This is a genomic window from Paenibacillus turpanensis (genome assembly GCF_011421635.1).
Lineage (GTDB): Bacteria > Bacillota > Bacilli > Paenibacillales > YIM-B00363 > Paenibacillus_AK > Paenibacillus_AK turpanensis.
Genome location: NZ_WTLI01000016.1, coordinates 58,920 through 74,615 on the forward strand (window position 1 = coordinate 58,920; position 15,696 = coordinate 74,615).

Below are 15,696 nucleotides of genomic sequence, written 5' to 3' on the forward strand. Positions count from 1 at the left end.
CATGCTGGTAGAACATGGTATAGTGAAAGAAAGGAGGTGGGCGGGTGGCTGTAACCGTTGTTGGCGCCGGATCGATCGGGCTGCTTGTCGCTGGTAAGCTTTCGATGGCCGGCGAAGACGTTGTCGTTATTACGAGAACTAAGGAGCAGGCGGAGCGGTTAAACCGCGAGGGCATCACCTTGATCGACGAAGGAAGCCGCTTTGCGGCAGGCCAAGCCGAGGCATTCTCCCTTAAGGAAATGGACAGGCTTCCTCCTAGCGAGTGGATTATTATTACAGTGAAGCAGAAGCATATCACCGACCGGTTTGCGGCGGCAATCAGCGCTGGGTGCACCGAGCAGACGCGCGGTGTAGTTTGCTTTCAGAACGGCATGGGGCATCTCGAAAAAATGAGAGAACTAATTCCGGAACATCTCCTGATCTCGGCTGTAACAACCGAGGGCGCTCGCAGAGTGAATGAGGTGTCGGTTGAGCATACGGGAAAAGGCGGCACACAGCTTGGCTTTGCAGCATCGGTTTTGGACAAGCAGCAGGAATTGCGGTTATCGCAGCTTGAAGCCATGCTGGTGAAGGCCGGATTTACAGCGCATATTAACCGGCACATTGAAGCTGCAATCTGGGAGAAGCTGGCCGTCAACGCAGCAATTAACCCGGCCACTTCAATCCTTCAGGTATCGAATGGGGAGCTGCTGTTATCGAAACGACTCAAAGAATGGATGAGCCGTGTAATTGAAGAGGTTTGCTTGGTCGGCCGCAAGGAAGGGGTATTCCTTGACGTAGACCAGCTTTTAAGTCGAACGCTCGAGGTGTGCCGGTTGACATCGGCCAATCGTTCTTCTATGCTGCAGGACCGGCTGAGAAGTCAATCGACTGAAATAGATTGGGTGAACGGAGCGGTCGTTCGGCTGGCACATAAGCATGGCCTTCAGGTTCCTTATAACGAAGCCTGTATGCTGCTAGTAAAGGGATTTGAAGAGATCAATGAGAGAGAAGAAGAGGGGGAGGGGGGAGAGCAGTGATACAAATATTTTCTCAAGTGTATGCGTTTCTTGCAGCGCTGCCGTTTATCCCATTCGGGTTGGCGTGGATTATCGCTTACGCTGCCCTGAGGAACCGAAGATCTTCTATGCTGCTGGCAATGGATATTACCGTTATTTTTCTAGTAGGGGCGGTTACGGCTTTATTCAACGACGTTTTTTCCTCCGGCTTTGGTTTTTATTTGCTGCTGCTTCTGTTTCTCATCATATTTGGTTTGCTAGGGAATGCGCAAATGAGGTTAAAAGGGCGGTTTCACCCGGCCAAAATCCTAAAATCGATTTGGCGGCTTGGTTTTTTTGCGCTGTGCGGGGCCTATGTATTGCTATTGATTGTAGGGATTACCCTCCAGATGGGGGAGCAGTAACCTTTATTCCCAATATGGGTTGCTCCTCCTGAATGAATCTCTTGGACATTGTTCCATTCGAATATCCTTCCCTAAACCCATCCTTGTGATTTCCTTTTTTTCTGCGAAAATGCTTTTCTGTAATAAAATCATGGGATTCGATATAAGCCTATAACAATGAGAAAACGTTTCCAATTTTATCGAGCAGGTGAATTCAATAATTTGCCATGACAAAGTCGATAAAAAAACTATGGATTTTATTAACCTACGGTTGTATAATTGACTTGATTTATGTATTAAAAGCGCTTACATTCCGAACAATAGATAAGCCTAAAAATGGATAAAGGGCTTTCAATCAAAATCTCAGTAAACACGGCTGTTTTCTAATGTTTTTTTCGGGATTAATTAAACAATGGTTATTGCAAGTCGGCAACAGTTGTTGTAAGATAATCCACATGAAAGGTCTTTGTTAAGAAATGTTACATATCCATAACAAGGATCTTAGCCTCTCTATCGGGTCTATGGCAGTGCGCAAGCAAGCCTTTACCATAATTGTTATTTAACTTGGTTTTATTAGAAGGAGGATGTCCATGAAGGCAAAAACATGGCTGAATGCTACATTGACGCTTGCGGTAGCAGGTTCGTTGGTGGCGGGCTGTACAACAACAGGGGATAATGCGGGGGAAAAAGCTGGAGAGACAAAACCGGCTGATAACACATCTGCAAAGAAAGAGACAGTCGTTAACACGTACATTAACGGCGAAATTCCGACAATTGACCCGACAATTGCAAAGGACAGCGCATCCAGCTGGGTGCTTGACCACGTTTTCGAAGGTCTCTACTTCCAAGACAAGGACGGCTTGAAGCCGGGCCAAGCGAAAGAAGTTAAAGTTAGCGACGACGGCCTCGTGTACACGTTCACGTTGAAAGATAACCTGAAGTGGTCTAACGGGGATCCGGTAACGGCAGCGGATTTCGAATTCTCTTGGAAACATGTTTTGAATCCGAAGACGGCTTCCGAATACGCATATCAAATCGCCGATTATATTAAGGGCGGTAAAGAATACAACGGTGCGGACTCTAAGCTTAGCGAAGCTGAAATGAACAAGCTGCGCGATGCTGTGGGAGTTAAAGCGCAAGACGAGAAGACGCTTGTCGTTACACTTGCAAGCCCGACTCCATACTTCCTGCAGCTTACTTCGTTCTATACGTACTACCCGGTAAATAAAAAGGTTGTTGAAGCGAACCCGAACTGGGCTGCTGAGGCTTCGACTCATGTTGGTAACGGTCCGTTCAAGGTTACGGAATGGGGCAAGGATAAGCGCCTAGTTGTTCAGAAGAACGAAAACTACTATAACAAAGATGCAATTACGGCAAGCGAAGTAGTTTGGAATAACATCACTGATGACAACACTGCATGGCAAATGTTTACAGCCGGTGATTTGAACGTTTACCGTTCGGTAACGCCTGCAGCGGTTGATCAAGCGAAAGCAAGCGGCGAGCTTGTTGTTACTCCTAAGCTTTCTACTTACTTCTACCGTATCAATGTGAACAAGGCGCCGTTCAATAATGCAAAAGTGCGTAAGGCGCTTGCAATGGCGATTGAGCGTCAGCCGATCATCGATAACATCTTGAAAACTGGTCAAAAGCCGGCATTCGCATTCGTATCCCCAGGGATTCAGATGGGCGGCAAAGACTTCCGTGATGGTGAGCCTGGATACTTCAAAGAAGACATGGCTGAAGCGAAGAAGCTGCTTGAAGAAGGTTTGAGTGAATTGAACCTGACTTCGATGCCGAAGTTCACTGTGAGCTACAACACGAACGAAGGCCACAAGAAGATCGCAGAAGCGATTCAAGAAATGTGGAAGAAAAACCTTGGCGTAGAAGCGACACTGGAAAATATCGAGTGGAAGGTATACCTCGACAAAGTACAGAAGCTTGACTACCAAATTGCTCGCGCTGGCTGGATCGGTGACTACCTTGACCCGATGACGTACATTGATATGTTCGTAACCGGCGGTACGAATAACGAAACAGGCTGGAGCAATGCGAAGTATGACGAGCTTGTAGCTGCAGCGAAGAAAGAGCAAAAAGAAGATGTTCGTATTCAGCTGTTCCGCGACGCAGAGAAAATCTTGATGGACGAAATGCCGATCATCCCGATTTATTTCTACACTTCGGCGAACGCTTATAAGACCAACCTGGAAGGGTACTACTCTCCTGCAAACCGTGAACCGATCTTCCGCTACGTTACTTCTAAATAATAGGCTGTAACTACGCATGAGGTATGCCGGCACATGCCGGCATACCTCATGTTTCTAATGAAAAACGTTGAAAGGCATAAGAAAGGGGTTGTTTTATGACTTCGTTCATCGTTAAGAGGGGGATTAATGCGCTGCTGACGATATTGGTGATTATCACGCTCACCTTTATGCTCATGCACCTAGTTCCCGGCGGGCCTTTCACGGGCGAGAAGCCGGTACCCCCAGCTGTATTGGAAAACTTAAACAAGTACTATCATTTGGATGAACCGCTTTGGAAGCAATATTTGCGTTATGTAGGCTCGCTGCTGCAGGGTGATCTTGGACCTTCGTATAAGTCCCAGACACGCGATGTAAATCAAATGCTTGCCGATACTATGCCGGTATCAATTCAATTAGGTTTACAAGCTCTCATTGTTGCGGTTATTGGCGGATTATTTCTTGGTATAATCGCTGCATTATATCACAACAAAATTCCTGACCGCTTTGCAACGATTCTTGCGGTTGTTGGAACAGCCGTGCCAAGCTTTGTAGTGGCTACGCTGATGATTAAGTTTTTAGCGGTCGAGCTCAAATGGTTCCCGATCGCACAGTGGAAAACCTGGAAACACACGGTCATGCCAACAATTGCATTGGCCGCCTTGCCAATGGCGCAAGTGACCCGGTTAATGCGTTCCAATATGCTGGAAGTGTTGAACCAAGATTATATCAAAACAGCGAAGGCAAAAGGCTTGGCGAGGGTTACTGTTATCGTACGTCATACAATCCGTAATGCGATTTTGCCTGTTGTCACGATTCTTGGTCCAATTACAGCGAATCTCTTAACAGGCACCTTTGTTATTGAAAAAATATTTTCTATTCCTGGGGCCGGAAAAATGATCGTTGAAGGGATCGGAAACCGGGATTATCCGGTTATTATGGGTACGACGGTCGTTTACGGGGTGATGCTGGTCATCATTTTGTTTATCGTTGACCTGCTGTATTCCTTAATTGACCCTCGAATTAAATTGAAGGGGTGAAACGGATGTCGCTCGATATCAACAAAGGGATGTTTACGCCCGTGTCAAAAGATACCGACAGCGAGAGAATCGTTCGCCCGAGCTTGTCGTATTGGCAGGATGCTTGGCGTCGGCTGAAGAAAAACAAGATAGCTATGGCATCCCTTTTTCTTATTATTACACTTGGGCTGCTCGCGATATTCGGACCATATATGCGTCCGTTCTCGTATTCGGACCAAAGTTTTGCCGATGCGAACAAGTGGCCTTCGTTGGTACACTGGTTCGGCACGGATGATCTCGGCCGCGACTTGTGGGTACGGGTATGGATGGGTGCTCGTTATTCGTTGTTTATTGCGATTATGGCTGCAACGATTGACCTCATTATTGGGGTTATCTATGGCGGGATTTCCGGTTATAGGGGCGGAAAAACCGATAATATCATGATGCGTATCGTTGAAGTGCTATATGCGATCCCTTACCTGCTCGTTGTCATTTTGCTGATGGTCGTAATGGGGCAAGGGCTTCTTACGATTATTATTGCACTTGGTTCACTGGGCTGGATGGGGATGGCGCGTTTGGTGCGCGGCCAAGTTATGCAGCTCAAGGAGCAGGAGTTTGTATTGGCTGCTCGTACGCTGGGCGCAAGCAACAACCGTATTCTCTTTAAGCATCTCGTTCCAAACACATTGGGCGTTATTATCGTTAATATTACGTTTACAATTCCGAGTGCGATTTTTGCCGAAGCCTTCCTATCGTTTTTAGGGCTCGGTATTCCGGTGCCGAAGGCGAGTCTAGGTACGCTTACGAATGATGCCTTAGCGAGCCTTATCACGGGACACACTTATCAAATGTTTATTCCGGCTGCAGTCATCTCGCTGATCATGCTGGCGTTTAACCTGCTTGGCGACGGTCTGCGCGACGCACTCGACCCGAGAATGCGTAAATAAGGAGGTGTGCCATGACGAAATCATCTACACAACCGATTCTCGAGGTGAAAAACCTTGAAGTATCGTTTCAAACGTATGCTGGTGAGGTGCAAGCGGTTCGCGGTGTCACCTTCACTTTGAATAAAGGCGAAGCATTAGCTATTGTAGGAGAATCCGGCTGCGGAAAGTCAGTTACCGCCCAAACGATCATGCGCCTCATTCCGATGCCGCCGGGTAAAATTAAAAACGGCGAAATTCTTTTTGACGGCGAACACGATTTGGCGAAGCTGACCGATAAACAAATGGAGCAAGTAAGGGGCTCGGAAATGGGGATGATTTTCCAGGATCCGATGACCTCGCTTAATCCGACGATGACGGTAGGCAAGCAAATTGCCGAAGGCTTGATTAAGCATCAGAACATGCCGAAGGAAGCAGCAATGAATCAGGCTGTTGAAATGCTGAAGCTCGTCGGTATTCCGAGCCCGGAATCCCGCGTGAAGCAATATCCGCATGAATTTTCCGGCGGGATGAGACAGCGGGTTATGATTGCGATCGCCCTTGCGTGCAGTCCGAAGCTTCTCATCGCGGATGAGCCGACAACGGCCCTGGACGTTACCATTCAAGCGCAGATTATTGAGTTAATGAAGGATCTGCAGACGAAGACGAATGCTTCTATTATCTTAATTACTCATGACTTGGGTGTTGTTGCTGACTTGGCGCAGCGCGTTGTTGTTATGTATGCCGGCAAAGTCGTTGAGCAGGCAACCGTAGAAGAATTGTTCTACGAGCCGAAGCATCCCTATACATGGGGGTTGCTGAAGTCTGTGCCGCGTCTGGATCATGATTCCAATGAAGACTTGGAGCCGATTCCGGGTACGCCGCCGGATTTGTTCAAGCCGCCGGTTGGCTGCGCGTTTGCGGCGAGATGCCCATATGCGATGAAAATTTGTCTTGAGAAGGACCCGGAGCATACGACGGTTTCCGATTCTCATACGGCAGCTTGCTGGCTGCTGCATGAGGATGCGCCTAAAGTAGAAGCGCCGGTTGAGGTAAGGGGGCGTAAGCATGCCTGAGCAGTTTTTACTGGAAGTAAACGGGCTGAAAAAGCACTTTCAGCTGGGTTCGAATAAAGTATTGAAGGCTGTGGACGGAATTTCCTTTGGGATTAAAAAGGGAGAAACCTTCGGCCTAGTAGGGGAGTCTGGATGTGGAAAGTCGACGGCAGGCCGTACGCTCATCCGGTTATATGAACCGACAGAAGGCTCGATTACGTTCAACGGCAAAGATATTTCCCATGTGTCCGGCAAGCAGCTCCGCTCTGTAAGCCGCGACATGCAGATGGTGTTTCAGGATCCGTATGCATCGCTTAATCCGCGTATGACGGTCGGCAACATTATTGCCGAAGGGATCGACATCCACGGCTTGCATTCCGGAGCACAGCGGAAAGAGCGCGTTCACGAGCTGCTTCGCGCAGTCGGACTGAACGAAGAACACGCGAACCGTTTTCCGCACGAGTTTTCCGGTGGCCAGCGTCAACGGATCGGGATTGCCCGTGCGCTTGCGATTGAGCCGCAGTTTATTATTGCTGACGAGCCGATTTCCGCACTCGACGTTTCGGTTCAAGCGCAGGTTGTTAACTTATTTAAAAACCTGCAAAAAGAACGCGGACTGACGTATTTGTTCATCGCGCATGATTTAGCAATGGTAAAGCATATTTCAGACCGGATCGGTGTAATGTACCTCGGTAAGATGGTCGAGGTTACAACCTCCGATAAGCTTTATTCCAATCCGCTACATCCGTATACGCAGTCGCTGCTTTCGGCGATTCCGATTCCGGATCCGGAAATCGAGCGGACACGCGAACGTATTATTTTGCAGGGCGAGGTGCCGAGTCCGGTATCGCCGCCAAGCGGCTGTCCGTTCCGTACCCGCTGCCCGAAAGCGATGAAGGAATGTGCGGAGTCGATGCCGGAATTTAAGGAAATCGAGCCGGGCCATTTCGCCGCTTGTCACTTGTATTAAAAGGATTGTACAAAGACATACGCCGTCCAAGCGTATGTCTTTTTTTATGGGGCAACCTTACTATTTTGAAGCTGGGCTGCGTATTATATAGGGAATTCGGTTGTCATCTTGCTTCATGCGGGAGGTGGATCGAATGGAGCTGATCTGGGCGACGCTGCCGTTATTTTTTGCGATTGCAGCGCTCCTCGTCTATATGCATCATCAGCACCAGCTTCACTTGGCGGAACGAAAAGATCTTTTGGACCGAATTATGCGCTTAACCGGCGCCGAAAAAGAGGAGCCTGTTATGGTGATGCCTGAAGAAATGTATGGGCAGCTTAAGGAGTCCTCGAGCGGTAGCGAAGAAGGAAAGGTCATGGAATAGGAAGCGATAATGCTGAAATTTTGAGCGTGAGGGCTTTCCCTGTTTGGGAGACGCCCTCTTTTGTTTCGTTTTGACGGTCCGATGCGTGAAGTGTACAATAAGATAAGTGCTAACATTTTGTAAGTAGAAGAATTTATCGGGATGAGCGGAGGGGTAAAGATTGACTCGCAGAACGATTCGAATTGAACAGGCACCGGAGTTGACACGGGCGCCGCTTGCCGACGCTTATGTCCATTCTTTTGAACGTATAGCATCCCTATATGACTTCCATCCGTACCGGCCGGATGGCTGGCGGGAAAGGTTGGAATGGCTGGACAGCCGGAGTCATCCAAACGCTTCGAAAGAAGCGTTATCCGAGGTTCTTATCGCCTATAACGAACGGATTGGAAACTCGCAGGAGGCAATTCAGGGCGCGAAGGAGCTGGCCCAATCCGGTACGGTGGCTGTGGTCGGAGGACAACAGGCTGTCGCATTTACGGGACCGCTGCTTGTTCTTCATAAAGCAGTTACGATCCTCAGCGCAGCGCGAAGAGCGGAGCGTGAGCTTGGGCGCAGAGTTGTACCTGTATTTTGGGTTGCCGGAGAAGATCATGACTGGGATGAGGTCAATCATACATATGGCATAACGAAAGAGCAGGAAATCCAAAAAATTAAAATAAACGTTAAACAGGATGAGCCTCCGAGAACTTCCGTCTCGTATGTATCGATGAACCAATTGGCGTGGGAGGACGCGTTGGAGCAGTTTGAAGGCGGGCTTCTTGATACTGAATTTAAGCCTGATTTGATCATTACTTTGCGAAAGGCGTTTGCGGAATCAAGCAGCCCGTCGGACTGCTTCGCCCGGATCATGGCGAGCCTCTTTGGCAAGCATGGACTTGTTCTTGTGGATTCGGCGGACCCGGCTGTTCGCAGTCTTGAACGTGAGATGTTCCAGCAGCTCATTCGCCGGCGGGCGGACTATGGGAATGCGCTGGAGCAGGGGCGTTCGGCAGTCGAGCAAGCTGGTTTTACAGCCGAAGCCGAGGTGCGGTCCGATTCGCTGCAATTGTTTGTGCTGCACGAGGGGGAGCGGCTTCTCATGTACGGCCACGCGGGTGGGGGATTTTCCGACCGCAAGGGCAGACTGCCGCTTACGGAGGAGCAGCTGCTGCACTACGCTTCCGAGGAGCCGGAGCGGCTGAGCAACAACGTGCTGACCAGACCGGTCATGCAGGAATATTTGTTCCCGGTGCTGGCTACCGTGCTCGGACCGTCAGAGGTGGCGTACTGGGGGCTGCTGCGACATGCATTCCACTCCCTTGATATGAAAATGCCGATTGTGGTGCCGCGTACTTCGTTTACGATGATTGAAGGAACCGTCCACAAAAATTTGGAAAAATACGGGGTTGCGCTTGGGCAGGCGTTGAATGGACAGGAATTGGAAAAGTTGAAGATGGATTGGCTTGCCCGGCAGGATCAATGGGGGGTTGAAGCGCGGTTTGCGGCGGCCGAGGATGCGGTGAATACCCAATATGGACCGCTGCTGGAGATGATTGAGGAGATTCAGCCAGCTCTCCGGAAGCTGGGTGATACCAATTTGCTCAAAATCCAGGAACAGATCGCCTTTTTAAAGCAAAAAACAATGGATGCTCTGCAAAGCAGACACGAGGCCGGCGTAAGACAGTTCGAGCGTATCGGACGCTCGCTTCTTCCGCTCGGCAAACCGCAGGAAAGAGTGTATAATGGATTTGTTTATTTGTCCAAGTACGGGACGGATTGGCTTGATCAGCTGGTTGAACAGGAGCTCGATCTTCATGGCGGCCATTATGCCGTTTACTTGTAGAATGGAAACAGGAGGATATACATACGCATGAATACAAAAATTGAAAGCATAATTGCGGATCCAGGTCTTGCGGCCGAGGGCAAGCTGAAAATTGATTGGGTGCAAGCGCATATGCCGGTTTTGAACCGCATCCGCGAGCAATTTGAGAAGGAGCAGCCGTTTAAAGGTCTGCGTGTTGCGATTTCGCTTCATTTGGAAGCGAAGACAGCGTACTTGGGGAAAGTGATTCAAGCAGGCGGAGCCGATGTGGTGATGACGGGCAGCAATCCGCTTTCAACCCAGGATGACGTATGTGCAGCCTTGGTGGATAGCGGCATTACGGTATTTGCCAAGTACAACCCATCGCCGGAAGAATACAAGAGCCTGAATGTTAAGGCGCTGGAAACAAAGCCAGATCTGATTATCGACGACGGCGGCGATTTGGTGACGATCCTGCATTCCGAGCGTCAGGACTTGCTGGCCCAGGTGCGCGGCGGAGCGGAAGAAACGACAACCGGCATTTTACGTTTGAAGTCGCTGGAGCGCGAGGGGCAGCTGAAATTCCCAATGGTAGCCGTTAACGACGCCTTCTGTAAGTATTTGTTCGATAATCGTTACGGTACAGGCCAATCCGTTTGGGATGGCATTAACCGGACTACAAACCTTGTTGTTGCAGGGAAAACGGTCGTTGTCGTAGGCTACGGCTGGTGCGGCAAAGGGGTGGCTATGCGTGCGAAAGGGCTTGGCGCCAAGGTAATCGTAACGGAAATCGATGCGATTAAAGCAGTGGAAGCTTATATGGACGGCTTCGAAGTGATGCCGATGATTGAGGCGGCGAAGCACGGAGATTATTTCGTTACGGTAACCGGCAATCGTGATGTCATTCGCGGCGAGCATTACAAGGTCATGAAGGATGGAGCGATCCTATCCAACGCGGGCCACTTCGATGTCGAGGTGAACAAGCCGGAGCTTGAGGAGCTGGCGGTGTCTAAACGCACGGTTCGCCGCAACATTGAGGAATTCCAGCTTCAGGATGGACGTAAGATTTATCTTCTTGCAGAAGGACGCCTGGTGAACCTGGCGGCTGGCGACGGTCACCCTGCAGAGATTATGGATATGACGTTTGCGCTTCAGGCCATGTCGTTGAAATATGTAAACGACCATTATAAGGAAATCGGCAATAAAGTGGTAAATGTGCCTTATGAGCTGGATGAGCAGGTGGCGCGTTATAAACTGGAATCTTTGGGTACGTCCATCGACTCGCTTACTGCCGAGCAAAAATCGTATTTGGATTCGTGGGCGGAGCATTAAGCATAAGTTGATGATTTCTGTGATTCGTAAGGTTCAAACGATTGTATAGGAAGCTCAAGTAAGGTGATTTGCCCTTTCGTGTGTATCGGGTGAATTCTTTGTTACGTGAGTTGACGTTTTTATGGATTCCAACGAGAGGCGGCCGGATGGCTGCCTCTTTTTTTGCAAATAACCAAGCCTAATATGAAAAATATTTACGAAAATCCTGCCAATAAGCAGGATTTTCTTTTTGGACGGCGAATCAACCTATCTTAGTGGTGAAAAGTGGTGTAAAGTGGTGGAGAATGGGTTATAAGTGGAGAGCAGGGGGTGACATACGATGTTCATGGGTGAATATGGACACAGCATCGATGAAAAAGGTCGTATGATCATTCCGGCGAAATTCCGCGATGAGCTCGGCGCCTCTTTTGTCATTACGCGTGGTTTGGACAACTGTTTGTTTGTATATCCGATGGAAGAGTGGAAAGTGATGGAGCAAAAGCTGAAGTCGCTCTCCTTAATGAAGTCGGATGCACGCGCCTTTACCCGTTTTTTCTTCTCGGGCGCCACGGAATGCGAGCTGGATAAACAGGGCAGAGTAAATATACCGCCCAATTTAAGGGAACACGCTAAGCTTGAAAAGGATTGCGTCGTTATCGGCGTTTCCTCCCGCGTGGAAATCTGGAGTAAGGACATTTGGGATGAGTACAACAACGCATCCGAAGAATCGTTTAACGAAATCGCAGAAAAGCTGGTTGATTTCAATTTCGATTTGTAGTCTGTGCCGGATCTCGGAAAGCAAAAGCTGTAAGGAGGAACACGATTGTTTCATCATATCACCGTACTGCTGAATGAAGCGGTGGACGGACTTCAGGTTAAACCGGATGGAATTTATGTGGATTGTACATTAGGCGGGGCGGGACACAGCTCACTTATCGCTTCTAAGCTGGGTGAAAAGGGAACGCTCATTGCTTTTGATCAGGATGATACCGCTCTTAATCATGCGAAGCAGAAGCTGGCCGGATTTAACTGCCGTATTGAGCTGGTTAAAAGTAATTTTCGGCATTTGCGTGAAAAACTGTTGGAGCTGGATGCTGTCCCGAAAAAGGACGGAATTCCGCAGGTTGACGGAATCCTCTTTGATCTCGGTGTGTCATCGCCGCAGCTGGACGAAGGAGAGCGGGGCTTCAGCTATAATCAGGACGCTCCCCTTGATATGAGGATGGACCAGACGGCTCCGTTTACCGCGTACGAGCTCATTAACGAGTGGCCAGAAGAGAAAATTTCCCGTGTGCTCTATGAGTATGGGGAAGAGAAGTTTTCAAGGAGAATCGCTTCCCGAATCGTTCAGGAGCGCTCTGAAAAGCCGATTAAGACGACTTTTGAGCTTGCGGAAATTGTGAAAAATGCAATCCCGGCAGCTACACGCCGTTCGGGTCCGCATCCGGCACGGAGAAGCTTTCAGGCGGTTCGGATTGCGGTTAACGACGAGTTGGGTGCGTTCGAGGATGCGCTGGACCAAGCCGTAGCCTGCTTGGCGCCGGGAGGCCGTGTGGCCGTCATTACTTTCCACTCGCTGGAGGATCGCATCTGCAAACAGAAATTTGCGGAGCTGCTTGAAAAATGCACATGCCCGCCGGGCCTTCCGGTATGTATGTGCGGAACCAAAGGGACGCTTAAATTGACTCCGCGAAAGCCGATTGAGCCAAGTGCCGAGGAGCTCGAGCATAATTCGAGAGCACGCTCAGCCAAGCTTCGCATTGCGGAAAAGATTACCAATTGAATTTGTAATCGCTTTTGATTATTGTATTAGGGGGTTTTGCTAGTGCCAGCTTATGTTCGAGGCAGTGTAGCCTTGGCTGAAACCGAGGTTCAGCAGCAGAGTAAGACAAAAGAGGTCCGTAAGATCGCGTACCGGAGAAAGTCGCTGCCCACTCAAGAAAAGCTGCTCTATTTATTTACGATAGTAATCTGCTGTGTCGTTGCGGGCGTTATTATTTGGCGCTATGCCCAAATCTACGAGATGGGTGTGCGAATGCAGCAAATTGAGAGAGATATAAAAAGGTTAGAGGTCGAAAACAACGAGCTGAAGCTGATGGTAGACAAGCTGCAGTCCCCGGAACGCCTTATCGATGCGGGGAAACAGCTTGGTCTACTGCAGCCAAGCGAACTGGCCAAGCTTTCTGCTGAGAATAAACAAACAACAACTGTTGTGAAGAAAACGCAGAGCCAGCCGGTAAAAGTAGCAAAAGAACAGGCGCCTACAACGCGAAAAACAGACGGAAGAACTATTGCGGCTGCAGATGGCTTACGAAACTCCGAAAATCAAGCTAAGAGGTAGGGTTTTCTTCCGATGACAAAAAAAATACGAGCACGCACATTATTAATTGGGGGGATCTTTACCCTCTTTTTTGCTGTTTTAGTCGCTCGAGTCTATTGGGTTCAAATCGTAGAAGCTTCGCAGCTGGTAGAGGAAGCGGAACAGATGTGGAAAACACAGAAGACGCTTCAGCCGAAGAGAGGCACGATTTTCGACCGTAAGGATCAAATTTTAGCAAAAAATGCACAAGCTTTTACTGTTGCCGTCAATCCGCAAACCGTCAGCAATGAAGGGATCGCCGATGAAATCGTCAAAGGCCTCGCTCCGATCTTAAACAAACCGGAAACCGATTTGCTGGCTTTGGTGACCAAACGCAACAGTAATGGAGAGCTGCTTCGGCATGTGGAAATCCGAAGAGAGGGCTGGAAAATCGATCCGGAGACGGCCGATAAAGTCCGTGAGTTGATAGCCGAATTGAAAGAAGAGCATAATATTCAGTCAAGATGGTGGGACGGATTGTTCTTAATCGAGGATGAGCGGAGATATTACCCGAAGGACTCGCTCGCTTCCCAAATTCTAGGCTTTACATATTTAGAGGATGAACGAAAGCCGGATTACGGGCTTGAAGCAGCCTATGATTCTTTCTTAAGAGGTGTACCGGGCAAGCTTCTCTATGAACGCGACGGCGGCGGTATGCGTGTTCCCGGTTCTAAGATGACGATAGAGCCCCCGGTGGACGGGAAGGATATCCATTTAACCATCGATCAAAACATTCAGCATTATTTGGAAGCGGCGCTGCAAAAGTCGTACTTAAAGTATCAGCCGAAAAGCTTGACGGGAATTGCAATGGATCCGAAAACCGGTGAGATTTTGGCAATGGCCAATTTTCCAAACTTCGATCCTAATCAATACTGGTCGATCCCGGGTGAATCGGTGTTAAAAAACCATGCGATCGCTTCCGTATATGAGCCAGGCTCAACGTTCAAGCTGGTTACCCTTACAGGTGCGATCAACGAAGGAGTGTTCCAGCCCGGAAGTGACTTTCAGTCTGGAAGCATAAAGGTTCCGGGCGCGGTCATTCATGACCATAACTATGTAGGCTGGGGGAAAATTTCATACTTGGAGGGTCTGCTCCGTTCGAGTAACGTAGCCATGGTCAAGCTGGGATATGAGACCTTAAAAGAGGAAAAGATGCGCAGTTATATCGATTTGTTCGGTTTTGGGCAAAAAACCGGACTCGATTTACCGGGAGAGGCGAGAGGTCTTGTGCGCTTTAAGTACCCTGCCGATATCGCAGCTGCTACCTTCGGTCAAGGCGGTATCTTGGCGACTCCGCTGCAGCTCGTTTCGTCTTATGCGGCGATTGCGAACGGCGGTAAATTGATGGAGCCGCATATCGTACGAAAGGTAACCGATCCGGCGACTGGGCAAATCATCGAAGAGCATCAGCCGAAGGCGATCCGTGACGTTGTTTCTCCTGAGGTGGCGGCTACCGTTTCGGGCTATTTGGAAAAGGTTGTTTCCGATCCGAACGGAACAGGGCGCAAGGCGGCAATTGAGGGCTACAAGGTAGCCGGTAAAACCGGTACGGCAAGTAAGGTTATTAATGGTAAATACGATGAAAGCGGCCTTTATATGATTTCTTTTATCGGGTATGCTCCTGTCGAGGATCCGAAAATCGTCATTGGTATCTTTGCAGATGAACCGGATATCGGTGGAAATTATCATAACGGCGGCGGGGTGACGCTTCCTGCTTTCCAGGAAGCGATGAGCCGAAGCCTTCACTATTTAGGCGCGCAGCCGACACTCGCGGCGGCGGGTGACCAAGCTGCAGCCGGTACGAACGCCGTATCTGCTTCTAATGCTGTGATCGAAATGGTGAAGGTCCCTGATTTTAAAGGGAAAACGCCTGGGGAAGCAAAGAAGGAAGCAGGGGTAAGCGAGCTTTCGATAGAGGTGCTCGGGAAAGGCGGAACGGTGATCAGTCAATATCCCGTTCCTGGAAAAGAGCTTGCGAGCGGCTCAACGGTGTATGCCTTGACGGTCGATAAAGCGGAAGCGCCGATCCCGGATATGACGGGTCAGTCGATTCGCGATGCGCTGGAGATCTGTACATTCCTAGGAATTTCTTGCGAAGTAACGGGAGAAGGTTACGTATATAATCAAGAAACGGCTTTTGGCGCAAGCGATGTTGAAGCAAGCGATCCGGCAGCGGAATCCCAGGGCAGCGCTGTGCGTGCACTGCGTTTGGAGCTTCGTCCGGCGGGGGAGTGGCTGCAAAAGAAGGGTAAGGAAGAAAAGCGCTGACAGCTTGTTCTAACCCCTGTTTGTCC

14 protein-coding genes are annotated in these 15,696 nt (G+C 49.4%); all 14 read left to right on the top strand.

Features of this window, described 5'->3' with window-relative positions:
• Positions 1–44: 44 nt before the first annotated feature.
• Entirely contained in the window at positions 45–1,019 is a 975-nt protein-coding gene (locus GQS10_RS15545; protein WP_166243797.1) for a 2-dehydropantoate 2-reductase, read from the top strand.
• The gene (locus GQS10_RS15550; protein ID WP_341805081.1) at positions 1,016–1,402 is read left to right on the top strand and encodes a DUF3397 domain-containing protein; all 387 of its coding nucleotides are present in this window, start codon (positions 1,016–1,018) and stop codon (positions 1,400–1,402) included. The genes GQS10_RS15545 and GQS10_RS15550 overlap by 4 nt, the downstream gene beginning before the upstream one ends.
• Before the next feature lie 569 nt (positions 1,403–1,971).
• On the top strand, positions 1,972–3,645 hold the full coding sequence (locus tag GQS10_RS15555) for a peptide ABC transporter substrate-binding protein (RefSeq protein WP_166243799.1): 1,674 nt from the start codon (positions 1,972–1,974) through the stop codon (positions 3,643–3,645).
• A 95-nt stretch (positions 3,646–3,740) separates the two neighbouring features.
• The gene (locus GQS10_RS15560) at positions 3,741–4,661 is read left to right on the top strand and encodes an ABC transporter permease (RefSeq protein ID WP_166243801.1); all 921 of its coding nucleotides are present in this window, start codon (positions 3,741–3,743) and stop codon (positions 4,659–4,661) included.
• A 5-nt stretch (positions 4,662–4,666) separates the two neighbouring features.
• Complete coding sequence (locus GQS10_RS15565) at positions 4,667–5,587, top strand: ABC transporter permease (RefSeq protein WP_166243803.1); 921 nt, start codon at positions 4,667–4,669, stop codon at positions 5,585–5,587.
• Between the two features lie 11 nt (positions 5,588–5,598).
• A complete protein-coding gene (locus GQS10_RS15570) occupies positions 5,599–6,639 on the top strand; it encodes an ABC transporter ATP-binding protein (protein WP_166243805.1) in 1,041 nt (346 codons plus the stop codon).
• A complete protein-coding gene (locus GQS10_RS15575) occupies positions 6,632–7,588 on the top strand; it encodes an ABC transporter ATP-binding protein (protein ID WP_166243807.1) in 957 nt (318 codons plus the stop codon). Before GQS10_RS15570 ends, GQS10_RS15575 begins: the two co-directional genes overlap by 8 nt.
• Positions 7,589–7,721: 133 nt before the next feature.
• Complete coding sequence (locus tag GQS10_RS15580) at positions 7,722–7,952, top strand: hypothetical protein (protein ID WP_166243809.1); 231 nt, start codon at positions 7,722–7,724, stop codon at positions 7,950–7,952.
• A gap of 160 nt (positions 7,953–8,112) precedes the next feature.
• Positions 8,113–9,774 (top strand): bacillithiol biosynthesis cysteine-adding enzyme BshC, encoded by a 1,662-nt coding sequence (gene bshC, locus GQS10_RS15585; RefSeq protein WP_166243811.1) that lies wholly within the window; start codon positions 8,113–8,115, stop codon positions 9,772–9,774.
• 27 nt (positions 9,775–9,801) lie between these two features.
• Entirely contained in the window at positions 9,802–11,064 is a 1,263-nt protein-coding gene (locus GQS10_RS15590; protein WP_166243813.1) for an adenosylhomocysteinase, read from the top strand.
• Between the two features lie 319 nt (positions 11,065–11,383).
• Positions 11,384–11,821 (top strand): division/cell wall cluster transcriptional repressor MraZ, encoded by a 438-nt coding sequence (gene mraZ, locus GQS10_RS15595; protein ID WP_166243814.1) that lies wholly within the window; start codon positions 11,384–11,386, stop codon positions 11,819–11,821.
• A gap of 45 nt (positions 11,822–11,866) precedes the next feature.
• A complete protein-coding gene (gene rsmH / locus GQS10_RS15600; protein WP_166243816.1) occupies positions 11,867–12,826 on the top strand; it encodes a 16S rRNA (cytosine(1402)-N(4))-methyltransferase RsmH in 960 nt (319 codons plus the stop codon).
• 42 nt (positions 12,827–12,868) lie between these two features.
• On the top strand, positions 12,869–13,384 hold the full coding sequence (locus GQS10_RS15605) for a cell division protein FtsL (RefSeq protein ID WP_166243818.1): 516 nt from the start codon (positions 12,869–12,871) through the stop codon (positions 13,382–13,384).
• A gap of 12 nt (positions 13,385–13,396) precedes the next feature.
• A complete protein-coding gene (locus GQS10_RS15610; protein ID WP_166243820.1) occupies positions 13,397–15,670 on the top strand; it encodes a penicillin-binding transpeptidase domain-containing protein in 2,274 nt (757 codons plus the stop codon).
• The last annotated feature ends 26 nt before the right edge of the window (positions 15,671–15,696 follow it).